This is a genomic window from Sphingopyxis sp. OPL5 (assembly GCF_003797775.2).
Taxonomy (GTDB): domain Bacteria; phylum Pseudomonadota; class Alphaproteobacteria; order Sphingomonadales; family Sphingomonadaceae; genus Sphingopyxis.
The window spans coordinates 4,263,571-4,278,367 of sequence record NZ_CP060725.1 but is presented as its reverse complement, the minus strand read 5'-3'; the positions used below and the strand labels follow the sequence as shown (position 1 = coordinate 4,278,367).

Genomic DNA, 14,797 nt, shown 5'->3' with positions numbered 1-14,797 from the left:
AATGACGAGTTTGGACGGTCTGAGCGTAAAATTCGATTGGCAAGCTGCCGCCGCGTAACCACATAGGCGCTCGCTGCGAAGTGCAGCCACCATCCTTCAGGGGCCGTCCATGAGCAATTTCGACTATGATCTCTTCGTCATCGGCGCCGGGTCGGGCGGGGTACGCGCCTCGCGCATCGCCGCGTCGCACGGTGCGCGCGTCGCGGTGGCCGAGGATTATCGCGTCGGCGGCACCTGCGTCATCCGCGGCTGTGTGCCCAAGAAACTGCTCGTCTATGGCGCCCATTTCGCCGAGGACCTGAAGGATGCGCGCCATTTCGGCTGGGACGTCCCCGACTGCAAATTCGACTGGGACCGGCTGCGCGACAATGTCCAGGCGGAGGTCACGCGGCTCGAAGGCCTCTATGGCCAGACGCTCGAAAACCATAAGGTCACCGTCTTCAAGACGCGCGCGACGATCGCGGGGCCGCAGAAGGTGCGGCTTGCCGACGGCACCGAACTGACCGCCGAACGCATCCTCGTCGCGACCGGCGGCTGGCCGCATGTTCCCGAGTTTCCGGGCAGCGAGCATGCGATCACCTCGAACGAGGTGTTCCACTTGGATAAATTGCCCAAGCGCGTGGTGATCGCGGGCGGCGGCTATATCGCCAACGAATTCGCTGGCATCTTCAACGAATTCGGCAGCAAGGTGACGATCGTCAATCGCGGCGACACGATCCTGCGCGGTTACGACGAGCAGATCCGCGACCGGCTGCTGCAGATTTCGATGACCAAGGGCATCGACTTCAAGTTCAACGCGCCTTTCGAGAAGATCGTCAAGAATGACGACGGTACATTGACCGTGCATCTGGGCGGCTGCGAGCCGATCGTCGCCGATGCGGTGCTCGTCGCGGCGGGGCGTGTGCCGAACACCAAGGGCGTCGGGCTGGAGGAGGTCGGCGTCGACCTCGACGACCATGGCGCGATCAAGGTCGACGAAAGCAATCAGTCCTCGGTGCCGAGCATCTATGCCGTCGGCGACGTTACCAATCGCATCCAGTTGACGCCCGTCGCGATCCGCGAGGGGCAGGCCTTTGCCGACAGCGTGTTCGGCGGCAAGCCGACCGTGGTCGATTATCAGAATGTCCCGAGCGCGGTGTTCAGCCACCCGCCGATCGGCGCGGTCGGCATGACCGAAGCCGAGGCGCGCAACAAGCTGGGCAGCATCCGCGTTTATACCAGCGATTTCCGCGCGATGAAGAATGTCCTCGCCGGCCGTAACGAGCGCGCGCTGTACAAGATGGTGGTCAATGCCGCGACCGACCAGGTCGTCGGGCTCCACATGATCGGCCCCGACGCGCCCGAGATTTTGCAGGCGGCGGCGATCGCGGTGAAGGCGGGACTGACCAAGGCCGATTTCGACAACACCGTCGCGCTGCACCCGAGCATGGCCGAGGAACTGGTGCTGCTGAAATAAGGTTTCGGCCTGCAACGCAAATGCGCTACCTTCGCGGCCAGAACAGGCATGGAGGGGCGCATGGCGGGCACGGCATTGGTCACCGGGGGCAGCGGTTATATCGCGGGTTTCCTGATCCGGCAGCTGATCGACAATGGCTGGCACGTCCACACGACCGTGCGCAGCCTGAAGCGCGAGCCGGAGGTGCGCGGCTGGCTCGATGTCGACAACGACAAGCTCGACTTCTTCGCCGCCGACCTCGAGCATGACACGGGCTGGGCCGAGGCGATCACGGGTTGTTCGCATGTCGCGCATGTCGCCTCGCCGTTTCCGCTCGATGTTCCTAGACAGGCCGACGATCTGGTGATCCCGGCGCGCGAGGGGGCGCTCAGGGCGCTGCGTTTCGCGCGCGCTGCCGGGGTGACACGCTTCGTCCTGACCTCGTCGATGGCGGCGGTCGCCTATGGGCATGGCAAGGGCCGCGACCTCTATAACGAGGCCGACTGGAGCAATCTCGATAACCCCGAGGTCATGCCCTATCCACGCTCCAAGACCGTCGCCGAGCGCGCGGCGCGCGACTGGGTCGCGGCCGAGGGCGGCGATATGGAATTCGCCTCGGTCAATCCGGCAGCGGTGTTCGGACCTTTGCTCAGCGACGACCTGTCGACATCGATCGAGGTCGTGAAACAATTGCTCGAAGGCAAGGTGCCGATGTGCCCCGACGTCGGGTTCGGCATCATCGACGTGCGCGACGTTGCCGACATGCATTATCGCGCGCTGACGGTCGAGGGGATCCGGGACGAACGCTTCGTCTGCTCGGGCCCCTTCCTGAAATTCATCGATGTTGCGTATATCCTGACCGCCAATCTTGGCGAAGAGGCGCGCAAGGTGCCGACGCGTAAGATGCCCGACTGGCTGCTCAAGGCGCTCGCGATCTTTCGGCCCGAACTCAAACAGGTCGTCGCCGAACTCGGCAATGTGCGCGGCGGCGACAGCAGCCATGCGATGCAGCGGCTCGGTTGGTCGATGCGGCTGCCCGAGGAAGCGATCCTCGCGACGGCGCATGATTTGATCGGGCGCGGGATTGTGAAGGTCTGAAAATCCCCCTCCCATTTATGGGAGGGGTTAGGGGAGGGCCTGTTTCCTTCCAAAGGTAGGCGTCTTTGGACACGCCCTCCCCCAACCCCTCCCGCAAGCGGGAGGGGAGAAAGATCAAGCAATCGTCGGAACGATCCCGCCTTCGGCGCGGATCGCCGCGCCGTTGGTCGCCGCCGCAAGCGGGCTGGCGAGGAACGCTACCGTCGCGCCGATTTCATCGGCGTCGATCAGCCGGCGGATCAGCGACAGCGGGCGCAGTTCCTCGAAAAACGCCGTTTCGCGTTCGGCTTCGGGCGCGTCGGGGTTCGACACCACCGACTGGATGAAATCGACGATCCCTTCGGACCGCGTTGGCCCCGGCAGCACCGAATTGACCGTCACACCGCTGCCCCTGGTCTGCTCGGCGAGGCCGCGCGCGATGGTCAGCTGCGCGGTCTTGGTCATGCCGTAATGGATCATCTCGGCGGGCGGCAGCAGCCCGCTTTCGCTCGCGATGAAGATCACCCGGCCCCAGTTCTTCTCGAGCATCTTGGGGAAATAATGCCGCGACAGCCGCGCGCCGCTGACGACATTGACCTCGAAGATATGGTGCCAGTCGGCGTCGCTGATCTCCGCGAAGGGCTTGGCTTCGTAGATGCCGAGGTTGTTGACGAGGATATCGACTGCGGGAACCGCGGCGATCAGCGTCGCGGCGCCTTCGGCGGTCGCGGGGTCGGCGAGCACGGGGCGGATCGTCCCCGCCTGCGCCAGTTCGGCGGCGGCTTCGTCGAGCTTCGCCTGGTTGCGGCCGGTGATGACGACTTCGACGCCCGCCTCGGCGAGGCGCTTCGCGATGGCGAAGCCGATACCGGCGGTCGATCCGGTGACGAGGGCGGTCTTGCCTTGAAGTTTCAGGTCCATGATGCGTTTCCTTGGATAAAGGCCTGCTGATGGAGACGAAGATAGCGTTGCCGCTCATTGTTGATTAGAATGTCGCTTATCATTTCAGAAGTGATTCAAGATCATGGATAATCGGTTCGGCGATATCGAGACCTTCCTGGCGGTGGCGAGCGGCGGCAGCTTTGCCGCGGCTGCAAAGGCGCTGCGGCTCACACCCTCGGCGGTCAGCCGCAGCATCGCGCGATTGGAGCAAAGGCTCGGCACGATACTCTTCCGCCGCACGACGCGCTCGCTGGCGCTGACCGCCGAAGGCAGTGCCTATCGCGACCGGATGAGCGTGCTGCTCGCCGAGATCGAAACGGTTGAGAGTGACCTCGGCCGCGAGAAACAGGGGCCGCGCGGATTGCTTCGCGTCAACGCATCGCCGTCGATCGGGGTGCCGTTGCTGCCGATCCTGCCGCGCTTCACCGCGCGCTATCCCGAGATTATCCTCGACCTCGCGCTCTCGGACACAATCGTCGACCTGGTCGAGGAACGCGCCGACATCGCGATCCGCATCGGCCCGCTGCGCGACACCAGCCTGCGCGCCAAGAAGCTCGGGCACAGCCGGATGGTCCTCGTCGCGAGCCCGGCCTATCTCGCGCGCCGCGGCACCCCGCACACGCCCGACGATCTCGACGGACATGATTGCCTGCGTTTCAGCTTCCGCCGCTCGATCGACAGCTGGCCCTTCCTTGTTGGTGGCCGCGTCGTCCACCGACCGGTTCCCGGCAGCTTCTTCGGCAATTCGGGCGACCTCGTGCGCCAGATGGCGGTCGCTGGCGGCGGCATTGCGCGCCACGGCCATTTTCATGTCGCCGCCGATCTCGCGGCGGGGCGGCTCGTCGAGTTGCTGCCCGATTATCACCCCGGCGATGGCGAGGATATCCACGCGCTCTACGCGCCCGAGGACCGCGCCGCGACGCGCATCCGCGCCTTTCTCGATTTCCTCGACGAAGAGCTGGTGATCGACGGCTAGCCGATCCGGTACGGCACCACGTCGCGCCGGTCGGGATCGACCAGTATGGGTCGGTCGCTCGGCGGGAAGGCGCGTTGGTCGCAATCGTCGCGCGGGCAGATGCGGCACGACGATCCGATGCGCGTTGCCGCCTGCGGCGCGGCGACATCGACCCCGTCGGCATAAACGAACTCGCCCGCATATTGCGCCTCGCATCCCAGCGCGACGGCGTAGCGGCGTGGGGATCGTGCATAGCTGCCCGAGGGTTTGACCAGCCCCTTCGCCATCGACACATAGCGCAGCCCGTCGGGCGTCTCGGCGAGCTGGAACAATATGCGGTCGGGGATCGCGGCGGCTTCGTGGACGATCCACAGCGGACAGGCGCCGCCGAAACGCGCGAATTGCAGCCGCGTCGCGCTGTGCCGCTTGGTGATATTGCCCGCCATATCGACGCGGCAGAAAAACATCGGGATGCCGCGCGCGCCGGGGCGCTGGAGGGTCGAGAGGCGGTGGCACGCCTGCTCGAAACTGACGCCATAATCCATGCGCAGCCGGTCGATGTCGTGGCGCACGCTGCGCGCGCTGGCGCGGAATGGCGCATAGGGCATCAGCACCGCGCCCGCGGCGTAATTGGCCAGCCCGACGTGGAGCAACTGCCGCGCTGCCGCGGTGCGCAGCGGCGACGCCTCGACCACCGCCGCGATCTCGTTCGCGAGCGCCAGCGCGGCGAGCTGGTGCGCCAACTGAAACCGCCGGCTTTCGGCGGGCTGCGACGGGTCGATCACCAGATGGCGCATTGTCGCGTCATAATCGCGCAGCGCCTGCGTCTGGTTGTAGACGATCGAAATGCCGAGCGCGTCGCGCAGCCGCCGCTCGATCGTCTCGACCGCGGGAGAGGGCGATTTGCCGCGCAATTGCGCCGCCAGCACCTCGGCGGCGCGGTCGATGCTGTCGACATAATTGCCCGCGTCGTGAAACCAGTCGCGCACCTCTTCCCACGGCAGGCGGCTGCCCTCGGCGGTGCCGCCGGTCAGCGCCTCGTCGATGATCTGCAATCGCTGGCCCGCGCGGCGATAGGCGGCGTGGAGCGCGACGAATTGGTCGGCGAGCTGCGGCTGTTGCAGCGCGGCGCGTTCGAGCTGTTCGGGGGGCAGGGGCGAGGCGGCGAAGAGCGGATCGGCGGCGGCTTCGCGCAGCGCGCCCTGGCGGCGGTCGCCGGTGTCGGTTGCAACCTCTTCCCATTCGAGCGGAAACAGGCGTTGCAGCCGGTCGAGCAGCGCGGGGGTCAGCGGGCGGTCGTCATGCTCGATCTGGCTGAGGTAGGAGGCCGAGATGCCGAGCTGCGCGGCGAAGTCGGCCTGGCGGATCGCGCGGGTTTCCCGAAGTTGGCGAAGTTGTCGCCCAGCGTAGAGGCGGGTTGGGGTCATATGACGCAGGCTACTTTGCAAACTGTCACTTTGCAACTTTGCAAATTCGCATTTGCATCGCGGCCCCGGTGGGCGCAGACGGCATGTTCGATTTATCCGGAGAGACGCATGTCCGCCAATATCGCCGAAATGGAACGCCGCCGCGCCGCCGCCGCTTTGGGCGGCGGGCAAAAGCGCATCGATGCGCAGCACAGCAAGGGCAAGCTGACCGCGCGCGAGCGGCTCGACGTGCTGCTCGACCATGGCTCGTTCGAAGAGCTCGACACCTATGTCGAACATAATTGCACCGATTTCGGCATGGAAAATCAGAAGATACCGGGCGACGGCGTCGTCACCGGCAGCGGCACGATCAACGGTCGCCTCGTCTATGTGTTCAGCCAGGACTTCACGGTTTTCGGCGGCGCTTTGTCCGAGCGCCACGCCGAGAAGATCATGAAAGTCATGGACAATGCGATGAAGGTCGGCGCGCCGGTGATCGGCCTGAACGACAGCGGCGGCGCGCGCATCCAGGAGGGCGTCGCGTCGCTCGGCGGCTATGCCGAGGTGTTCCAGCGCAACGTGCTGGCGTCGGGCGTGGTGCCGCAGATCAGCCTGATCATGGGCCCGTGCGCGGGCGGCGCGGTTTACAGCCCGGCGATGACCGACTTCATCTTCATGGTGAAGGACAGCAGCTACATGTTCGTCACCGGCCCCGATGTGGTCAAGACGGTGACCAACGAGGTGGTGACGCAGGAAGAACTGGGCGGCGCGATCACCCACACGACCAAGAGCTCGGTCGCCGATATCGCGTTCGAGAATGATATCGAGGCGCTGCTCGCGACGCGCGACTTCTTCGACTATCTGCCCGAAAACAACCGCAGCGGGGTGCCCGAGCGCCCGACCGACGACCCGTGGGACCGCGCCGAGCCGAGCCTCGACACGCTGATCCCGCCCAATGCGAACCAGCCCTATGACATGCACGAGCTGATCCGCAAAACGGTCGACGAGGGCGATTTCTTCGAGGTGCAGCCGGCGCATGCGGGCAATATCCTCTGCGGCTTCGGGCGCATCGAGGGGCGCACGATCGGCATCGTCGCGAACCAGCCGATGGTGCTCGCGGGGGTGCTCGACATCAATTCGTCGAAGAAGGCCGCGCGTTTCGTGCGCTTCTGCGACGCGTTCGAAATCCCGATCGTCACCTTCGTCGACGTGCCCGGCTTCCTGCCCGGCACCGCGCAAGAATATAATGGCATCATCAAACATGGTGCGAAGCTGCTGTTCGCTTATGCCGAGGCGACGGTGCCCAAGATCACGGTCATCACGCGCAAGGCCTATGGCGGCGCCTATGACGTGATGGCGTCGAAGCATCTGCGCGGCGATCTGAATTATGCCTGGCCGACCGCCGAGATCGCGGTGATGGGCGCAAAGGGCGCGGTCGAGATCATCTTCCGCAGCGACATCGGCGACCCCGAGAAGATCGCGCAGCGCACCAGGGAATATGAGGACCGCTTCGCCAACCCGTTCGTCGCGGCGTCACGCGGCTATATCGACGAGGTCATCCACCCGCACAACACGCGCAAAAGGATCGCGCTGGGGCTGCGCAAGCTGCGGAACAAGCAGTTGGAGAATCCGTGGAAGAAGCATGACAATATTCCGCTGTGACCGATCAAAGGCGCAAGGATTTGAGAGTTGCGGCCTTTTTTGTGGTCGCGGTGATTCTGGTAGTAGTCGCTGTTTTCGTCGGTCAACCCGGTCGCCGGTCAATCGGCGGTTTGGTATTGGGACCGATGATGATTGGATACGCTTTGTACGGACTGTCGAAGGGCAATTTTACGGAGCTTTCGAAAAGCAACCGGGGGGCGAGCCCAGCGCAGTTTTGGTTCGTGTTTGGGGTCTTCGCATCGTGTGGAGTGGCGATGCTGGTCATCGGCATTGAAGCGTTGGTAAGGGATTGAATCGCATGAAACTGGGCCGACTGAGCCACATCGGTGCAATCTTACTTATTGCCGCGGTTCCGTCGGCCGCACAGGAAGGCGCCGATCAATGGGAGCGCGGCGACGATCCGGTGACGCTGACCAATGGATTGCGCCATATTGCGAGCAATATCTATGTTACCTGTTCGCCGCACGGCGGTTTCGTCCGCATATCGGTCCCCGCGGCGAGCGACCATGACATGGCACTGGCGGCGGGCGATGTGACGAGCAGCGTCTTCGAACGCACGCTGACCGACGGGCGGCTTCATGGTTTCACCAATGCCGACGATCCGCTCTACGCGGCGGCTCTTGCCCATCGCGGCCTGAACATCGACGGCAAGGCGCTCGGCTTTTCGGACAAGGATGTCCGCTATTTCTCGCTGCTGATGCGCGTGTGCAAGGACCCTTCATGATCGCCAAATTCGTTCTCCCCGCGCTGGTGCCGATCTTCGCCGCGCCGACCGCCGCGCTCGCGGCGGACAAGGCTTTCCCGATCCAGCTCGCCGACGAGGCGACCCCCGATCTTGCCGAAGCCTTTGTCGAGGCGTTCGAGACTCCGATGGCCGCGTCGAGCGACCTCGAAGCGGTGCGGGTGATCGACGAGCGGAGCTATCATTTCCGCCCTGTGGCGATGCACAAGATCGGCGACCATCTGTGGGCGCTGCTCAGCACCGGCAGTCTGGAGGATGCGGGGCATAGCGACGGCGGCATCAACGCGGTCCATTATCTGCGCGATGCCGAGGGCGGCTGGCAGCGGGCGGGCGAATGGCTGAACCTCGGTGCGGTCGGCACCGTCGGCAATGCCGCGACCGGCTGGGCGTTCAGCGATGCGATCGGCAAATATCCCTATCTGGTCACCTCGGGCGGCGGCGTGTGGCAGGGCTGCGCGATCAGCACCGCGACGCTGACCGAACTGGCGCCGGGTGGCCCGGTCGACCGCGCGGGCTTCACCGACGCGATGAGTTCGGGCGCGGGGACCGGGCAGGCGGACGGCGAATATGACGGCCGGATCGTCGCCGCCGAACCCGACAAGAGCTTTACCGTCGGTTACACCGGCACGCGATCGTTCACGCAGCGCTATGTGCTGAAGGACGGAAAATATGCGCTGGTCGGCATCGACCAGGTTCCGGGTTGCTGAGGCGGCGTGATGGAATGGCTCTGGGCCGCCATCTCGGTCTGCTGGACCATCGGTGCATGGGTCGTCGCGCGCGCGGTGTGGGCGATGGCGCAGAGTTGGAGCGCGAGCGGCATGGTCGATAGCGGGTTGGCCGGCGGCCTGTCGCGCGACGCCAACCCCGTCGGCTTTGCGCTGGCACGCGGCGCCGCGTTGCTGGTCGCGGGATTGGCGTTGCTTTTCGTCGCGATCGGGATCGCGATCACCTTGGGATGGATATCGAGGGCTTTATGAAACTGGGACGTTTGAACCATATCGGCGTTGCGACGCCGTCGATCGCCGACAGCATCGTCTTTTACCGCGACGTGATGGGCGCGACGAAGATCCACGCGCCGTTCGACCTGCCCGAGCAAGGGGTGAAGGTGTGTTTCGTCGATACGCCGGGCACCGACGGCGCTCTGAACGGGACGCAGATCGAGCTGGTCGAGCCGCTGCCCGGCAACACGTCGATCGCGAGCTTCCTCGAGAAGAACCCGGCGGGCGGGCAGCATCATATGTGCTACGAGGTGCCCGACATTCATGCCGCCAAGGCGGCGTTCGAGGCGCTGGGCAAGCGCGTGCTCGGCGAGCCCCGCATCGGGGCGCATGGGACGCTGATTTTCTTCGTCCACCCGCGCGATATGGGCGGGGTGCTGACCGAGATCATGGAGACGCCGAAGGGCGATCATTAATCCGTGTTCCCCGGCGCAAGCCGGGGCCCATGACTTCTGGACCCCGGCTTGCGCCGGGGAACATAAAAAGAGACTGCATATGACCGACAAACCAACGCTCGACCAATGGGCCGCCGCCGCGACCAAGGAAGTGAAGGGCAAGGACCTCACCTGGCACACCCCCGAGGGGATTGACGTCAAGCCGCTCTACACGGCCGAGGACGTCACCACCGACCCCGGCCTGCCCGGCTTCGCGCCCTTCACGCGCGGGGTGCGCGCGTCGATGTATGCCGGGCGGCCGTGGACGATCCGGCAATATGCCGGCTTTTCGACCGCCGAGGAATCGAATGCCTTCTATCGCCGCAACCTCGCGGCGGGGCAGAAAGGCCTGTCGGTCGCTTTCGACCTTGCGACCCACCGCGGCTATGACAGCGACCATCCGCGCGTTACCGGCGACGTCGGCAAGGCGGGGGTCGCGATCGACAGCGTCGAGGATATGAAAATCCTGTTCGACGGCATTCCGCTCGACCAGATGTCGGTTTCGATGACGATGAACGGCGCGGTGATCCCGATCCTCGCCTTCTTCATCGTCGCGGGCGAGGAGCAGGGAGTCGACCGCAAATTGCTCGACGGCACGATCCAGAACGACATCCTCAAGGAGTTCATGGTCCGCAACACGTACATCTATCCGCCCGAACCGAGTATGCGGATCATTTCGGACATTTTCGGCTATACCAGCCGCGAGATGCCGAAGTTCAACAGCATCTCCATCTCCGGCTATCATATGCAGGAAGCCGGCGCGACGCAGGTGCAGGAGCTGGCCTTCACCATCGCCGACGGCATGGAATATGTGAAATATGGCGTGGCGTCGGGGCTCGATATCGACAAATTCGCCGGGCGGCTGAGCTTCTTTTTCGCGATCGGCATGAATTTCTTCATGGAAATCGCCAAGCTGCGCGCGGCGCGCGTGTTGTGGCATCGCGCAATGACCACGCTGGGCGCGCAGGACGAGCGGTCGAAGATGCTGCGCACCCACTGCCAGACATCGGGCGTCTCGCTGACCGAACAAGACCCGTATAACAACGTCATGCGGACGACGATCGAGGCGATGGCGGCGATGCTCGGCGGCACGCAGAGCCTGCACACCAACGCGCTCGACGAGGCGATCGCGCTGCCGACCGATTTCTCGGCGCGTATCGCGCGCAACACCCAGATCGTCATCCAGGAAGAGACCGGGATGACCAAGGTCGTCGACCCGCTCGGCGGCAGTTATTATGTCGAAGCGCTGACCCAGCAACTCGTCGATGCGGCGCAGGAAATCATCGACCGCGTCCAGTCCGAAGGCGGCATGGCGAAAGCGGTCGCGGCGGGCTGGCCCAAGGCGATGATCGAGACCGCGGCGGCGTCGCGGCAGGCGCGGGTCGATCGCGGCGACGACGTCATCGTCGGGGTGAACAAATATCGTCTGAAGGACGAGGACCTGCTCGAAACGCTCGAGGTCGATAACGCCAAGGTGCGCGAGGGCCAGATCGCGCGGATCAACAAGACCAAGGCGAACCGCGACGAAGCGGTGTGCCAGGCGGCGCTGAAAGCCTTGCGCGACGGCGCGGCGGGGCAGTCGAGCATCGAGAACAACCTCCTCGCGCTCGCGGTCGAGGCGGCGCGCGCCCGCGCGACGCTCGGCGAAATCTCGTCGGCGATGGAGGAAAGCTTCGAGCGTTACGGCACCCAGCCGACCCCGGTGAAGGGCGTCTATGCCGCGCCCTATGAGGGCGACGCGCGCTGGCAGCAGGTGCTCGACGGCGTCGCGGCGGTTGAACGTCGCATGGGGCGCAAACCCAAATTGCTCGTCGCCAAGATGGGGCAGGACGGCCACGACCGCGGCGCGAACATCATCGCCTCGGCCTTCGGCGACATGGGCTTCGACGTCGTGTCGGGGCCGCTGTTCCAGACCCCCGAAGAGACGGTCGTGCTTGCGCTCGACAGCGGCGTCGATGTCGTCGGCGCGTCGAGCCTCGCCGCCGGGCACAAGACGCTGATCCCCGAACTGATCGGCAAGCTGCGCGAAGCCGGCCGCACCGACATCAAGGTGATCGCGGGCGGGGTCATCCCGCCGCAGGATTACGACTATCTGCGCGACGCCGGGGTGCAGGGCATCTACGGCCCCGGATCGAATGTCGTCGAATGCGCGGCCGATGTGCTGCGCCTGCTCGGCCACAATATGCCGCCGCTGGAGGATGCCGCATGACCGGACAGAAGCCTGAAACGCTGTCGGTCCATGCGGGGACCGCTCCCGATCCGACGACCAAGGCGCGGATCACCCCGATCTATCAGACCGCATCCTATGTCTTCGACGACGTCGATCATGCGGCGCGCCTGTTCAACCTGCAGGAATTCGGGAATATCTACACCCGGATCATGAACCCGACGAACGGCGCGCTGGAAGGCAAGATCGCCGCGCTCGAAGGCGGGCAGGCGGCGTTGGCGGTGGCGTCGGGCCATGCCGCGCAATTCCTGGCGTTTCACACGCTGATGGAGCCGGGCTGCGAGATCGTCGCGGCGAAGAAACTCTATGGCGGGTCGCTCAACCAGCTCGGCCAGAGCTTTCGCAAGATGGCCTGGCACACGCAGTTCGTCGACGCCGACGATGCGGGCAATGTCGCCGCGGCGATCAGCGACAAGACACGCGCGGTGTTCATCGAAAGCCTCGCCAATCCGGGCGGCGTCGTGCAGGACATCGAGGCGATCGCCAAGGTCGCGCATGATGCCGGGGTGCCGCTGATCGTCGACAACACGATGGCGACGCCGATCCTGTGCCGCCCGATCGAGCATGGCGCCGACATCGTCGTCCATTCGACCACCAAATTCCTCAACGGCCATGGCAATGCCATCGGCGGGGTGATCGTCGATGCGGGCAGCTTCGACTGGGCGAAGGGCGGCAAATATCCGACGCTGAGCGAACCCAATGCCTCCTATCACGGGCTGAAGTTCACCGAGGCGTTCGGCAATCTCGCCTTCATCCTCGCCGCGCGCACGCTGGGCCTGCGCGACCTGGGGCCCGCGCTCGCGCCGATGAACGCCTTCCTCGCGCTGACCGGCATGGAGACGCTGGCGCTGCGGATGGACCGGCATTGCAGCAATGCGATCGCGCTCGCCAAATGGCTGCAGGCGCATCCGGCGGTGAGCTGGGTGTCCTATGCGGGGCTGCGCGAAAGCCCGTACCACGAACTGGCACACAAATATCTCGGCGGCCGCGCCGGATCGGTTTTCACCTTCGGGCTCAAGGGCGGATATGATGCCGGGGTCCGGCTGGTGTCGTCGGTCAAGCTGTTCAGCCACCTCGCCAATCTTGGCGATACGCGCTCGCTCATCATCCACCCCGCATCGACCACGCACAGCCAATTGGACGCCGACGAACTGGCACAGGCGGGGGCCGGCCCCGACGTCGTGCGCGTGTCGGTGGGCATCGAGCATATCGACGACATCATCGCCGACCTGGCGCAGGCATTGGAGACTATCGCGTGACTGAGAGCCGTACCGACTGGACCCGCGAGGAAATCGCCGAGCTGTTCGACCTGCCGTTCGACGAGCTGATGTGGGAGGCGCAGGGCGTCCACCGCCGGCATCATGCGCGCGGGCAGGTGCAGCTGTGCACCTTGCTCAGCATCAAGACCGGCGGCTGCGTCGAGGATTGCGGCTATTGCTCGCAGTCGAAGCATGCCGACAGCGGGCTCAAGGCGACCAAGCTGATGGACGTGCGCGCGGTGCTGCAGGCCGCGGCGCAGGCGAAGGACGCGGGATCGCAGCGCTTCTGCATGGGTGCCGCCTGGCGCAACCCCAAGGACCGGGACATGCCCGCGATCGTCGAGATGATCGAGGGCGTGCGCCAGATGGGCATGGAAACCTGCATGACGCTCGGCATGCTCAACAAGGACCAGGCGCAGACGCTCGCGGTCGCGGGGCTCGACTATTATAACCATAATGTCGACACGAGCCCGGAGAATTACGAGAATATCATCTCGACCCGCACCTTCCAGGACCGGCTCGACACGCTCGAAGAGGTCCGCAATGCGGGCATCAACGTCTGTTCGGGCGGGATCGTCGGCATGGGCGAAACGCGCGCCGACCGCGTCGGCTTCATCCACGCGCTCGCGACCTTGCCGCGCCATCCCGAAAGCGTGCCGGTCAACGCGCTGGTGCCGGTGAAGGGCACCGTGCTCGGCGACATGCTGGCCGACACCCCGCTGGCGCAGATCGACGAGATCGAGTTCGTCCGCACCGTCGCGGTCGCGCGCATCTCCATGCCGCTGAGCATGGTCCGCCTGTCGGCGGGGCGCGAGAGCATGTCGGAGGCGACACAGGCGCTCTGCTTCATGGCGGGCGCGAACAGCATCTTCACCGGCGACAAATTGCTCACCACCGCGAACGCGGGAGACAGCAAGGACGCGGCGCTGTTCGCGAAGCTGGGCATCGTTCCGATGGTGAGCGAAGAGCCGATGCGGATGGAAGCGGCGGAATAGTGACCAGCAAGCCGCTCCTTGCTGTTTTGACCTCGGTGCTGTTGCTGCCCGCGTCTTGCGCGTGCGGCTATAGCGCGAACCGGATGCAGGGGGTGCGGATGGGGTCCGAGGGTGGCGCGGCGTCGCCCTTGTGGGCCGAGAATTTGCTGTGGATCGGCGCGCTGGCGCTGATCCTGGTGTGGGCACGGCAGGTGTCGAAAATCTATCGGACCGAGCCGGCGGTGAAGGAGACGGGCGAATGATGCTGATGTCGTTGATGCTGCTCGTCGCCGCGGCGCAGGACCCCGAGGTTGACTGCGAGAACCCACAATATCAGGTCGAAATGAACCTCTGCGCAGGCAAGGATTATGACGCCGTCGACGCGGAGCTCAACGCGCAGTGGAAGGCCACGGTCGCAGCGCTGAAGGCGCGCGATAAGACCATCGACCGCAGTTACGACAGCCAGCCGACGCATTACGACACTTTGCTCGCGGCTCAGCGCGCTTGGCTGACCTATCGCGACCAGCAGTGCCTCTCCGAAAGCTTCGCCGCCCGCGGCGGGAGCATGGCGCCGATGCTGCACAGCGGCTGCATGGCGCGGCTGACGAGGGAGCGGACGGTCGAGTTGAAAGAGTTGGCGGGCGAAAATTGATGATCTGGGAAAATCGTTGCGTTCGATGGGAGGC

At 65.0% G+C, this 14,797-nt stretch carries 16 protein-coding genes; 14 read left to right on the top strand and 2 right to left on the bottom strand.

Annotation, left to right across the window (positions count from 1 at the left end; all coding sequences use genetic code 11):
- Positions 1 to 109: 109 nt before the first annotated feature.
- Both gor and EEB18_RS20570 read left to right on the top strand, forming a co-directional pair.
- Positions 110 to 1,456, top strand: coding sequence for a glutathione-disulfide reductase (gene gor, locus EEB18_RS20575; RefSeq protein ID WP_187139833.1), 1,347 nt, complete (start codon positions 110 to 112; stop codon positions 1,454 to 1,456).
- A 60-nt stretch (positions 1,457 to 1,516) separates the two neighbouring features.
- Entirely contained in the window at positions 1,517 to 2,533 is a 1,017-nt protein-coding gene (locus tag EEB18_RS20570) for an NAD-dependent epimerase/dehydratase family protein (RefSeq protein WP_187139834.1), read from the top strand.
- 114 nt (positions 2,534 to 2,647) lie between these two features.
- Here the strand turns inward: EEB18_RS20570 and EEB18_RS20565 are convergent, their stop codons facing one another.
- Complete coding sequence (locus EEB18_RS20565; protein ID WP_187139835.1) at positions 2,648 to 3,433, bottom strand: SDR family NAD(P)-dependent oxidoreductase; 786 nt, start codon at positions 3,431 to 3,433, stop codon at positions 2,648 to 2,650.
- A 103-nt stretch (positions 3,434 to 3,536) separates the two neighbouring features.
- Here EEB18_RS20565 and EEB18_RS20560 point away from each other — a divergent pair, with 103 nt between their 5' ends.
- On the top strand, positions 3,537 to 4,430 hold the full coding sequence (locus tag EEB18_RS20560) for a LysR family transcriptional regulator (protein WP_187139836.1): 894 nt from the start codon (positions 3,537 to 3,539) through the stop codon (positions 4,428 to 4,430).
- Here EEB18_RS20560 and EEB18_RS20555 read toward each other — a convergent pair.
- Positions 4,427 to 5,836, bottom strand: a complete 1,410-nt coding sequence (locus tag EEB18_RS20555; RefSeq protein ID WP_187139837.1) for a short-chain fatty acyl-CoA regulator family protein — start codon at positions 5,834 to 5,836, stop codon at positions 4,427 to 4,429. The two genes, EEB18_RS20560 and EEB18_RS20555, sit on opposite strands and share 4 nt — an antisense overlap.
- A gap of 108 nt (positions 5,837 to 5,944) precedes the next feature.
- Between EEB18_RS20555 and EEB18_RS20550 the strand changes: the two genes are divergently transcribed.
- The 11 genes from EEB18_RS20550 to EEB18_RS20500 all read left to right on the top strand — a co-directional run bounded on the left by EEB18_RS20550 (position 5,945) and on the right by EEB18_RS20500 (position 14,763).
- Positions 5,945 to 7,477, top strand: coding sequence for an acyl-CoA carboxylase subunit beta (locus EEB18_RS20550; RefSeq protein WP_187139838.1), 1,533 nt, complete (start codon positions 5,945 to 5,947; stop codon positions 7,475 to 7,477).
- Positions 7,474 to 7,770 (top strand): hypothetical protein, encoded by a 297-nt coding sequence (locus tag EEB18_RS20545; protein WP_187139839.1) that lies wholly within the window; start codon positions 7,474 to 7,476, stop codon positions 7,768 to 7,770. Before EEB18_RS20550 ends, EEB18_RS20545 begins: the two co-directional genes overlap by 4 nt.
- A 5-nt stretch (positions 7,771 to 7,775) precedes the next feature.
- Positions 7,776 to 8,201 carry a hypothetical protein gene (locus EEB18_RS20540; RefSeq protein ID WP_187139840.1) on the top strand — a complete coding sequence of 142 codons (426 nt, stop codon included), beginning with the start codon at positions 7,776 to 7,778 and terminating at the stop codon, positions 8,199 to 8,201.
- Positions 8,198 to 8,926, top strand: coding sequence for a hypothetical protein (locus EEB18_RS20535; RefSeq protein WP_187139841.1), 729 nt, complete (start codon positions 8,198 to 8,200; stop codon positions 8,924 to 8,926). Before EEB18_RS20540 ends, EEB18_RS20535 begins: the two co-directional genes overlap by 4 nt.
- 9 nt (positions 8,927 to 8,935) lie before the next feature.
- A complete protein-coding gene (locus tag EEB18_RS20530; RefSeq protein WP_187139842.1) occupies positions 8,936 to 9,196 on the top strand; it encodes a hypothetical protein in 261 nt (86 codons plus the stop codon).
- Complete coding sequence (gene mce, locus EEB18_RS20525; RefSeq protein ID WP_187139843.1) at positions 9,193 to 9,633, top strand: methylmalonyl-CoA epimerase; 441 nt, start codon at positions 9,193 to 9,195, stop codon at positions 9,631 to 9,633. The genes EEB18_RS20530 and mce overlap by 4 nt, the downstream gene beginning before the upstream one ends.
- A 79-nt stretch (positions 9,634 to 9,712) precedes the next feature.
- Entirely contained in the window at positions 9,713 to 11,860 is a 2,148-nt protein-coding gene (gene scpA, locus EEB18_RS20520; RefSeq protein ID WP_187139844.1) for a methylmalonyl-CoA mutase, read from the top strand.
- The gene (locus EEB18_RS20515) at positions 11,857 to 13,137 is read left to right on the top strand and encodes an O-acetylhomoserine aminocarboxypropyltransferase (RefSeq protein ID WP_187139845.1); all 1,281 of its coding nucleotides are present in this window, start codon (positions 11,857 to 11,859) and stop codon (positions 13,135 to 13,137) included. Before scpA ends, EEB18_RS20515 begins: the two co-directional genes overlap by 4 nt.
- Positions 13,134 to 14,132: a biotin synthase BioB gene (gene bioB, locus EEB18_RS20510; protein ID WP_187139846.1), complete on the top strand. Its 999-nt coding sequence runs from the start codon at positions 13,134 to 13,136 to the stop codon at positions 14,130 to 14,132. The genes EEB18_RS20515 and bioB overlap by 4 nt, the downstream gene beginning before the upstream one ends.
- Entirely contained in the window at positions 14,132 to 14,374 is a 243-nt protein-coding gene (locus EEB18_RS20505) for a hypothetical protein (protein ID WP_187139847.1), read from the top strand. The genes bioB and EEB18_RS20505 overlap by 1 nt, the downstream gene beginning before the upstream one ends.
- A complete protein-coding gene (locus EEB18_RS20500; protein WP_187139848.1) occupies positions 14,371 to 14,763 on the top strand; it encodes a lysozyme inhibitor LprI family protein in 393 nt (130 codons plus the stop codon). The genes EEB18_RS20505 and EEB18_RS20500 overlap by 4 nt, the downstream gene beginning before the upstream one ends.
- The last annotated feature ends 34 nt before the right edge of the window (positions 14,764 to 14,797 follow it).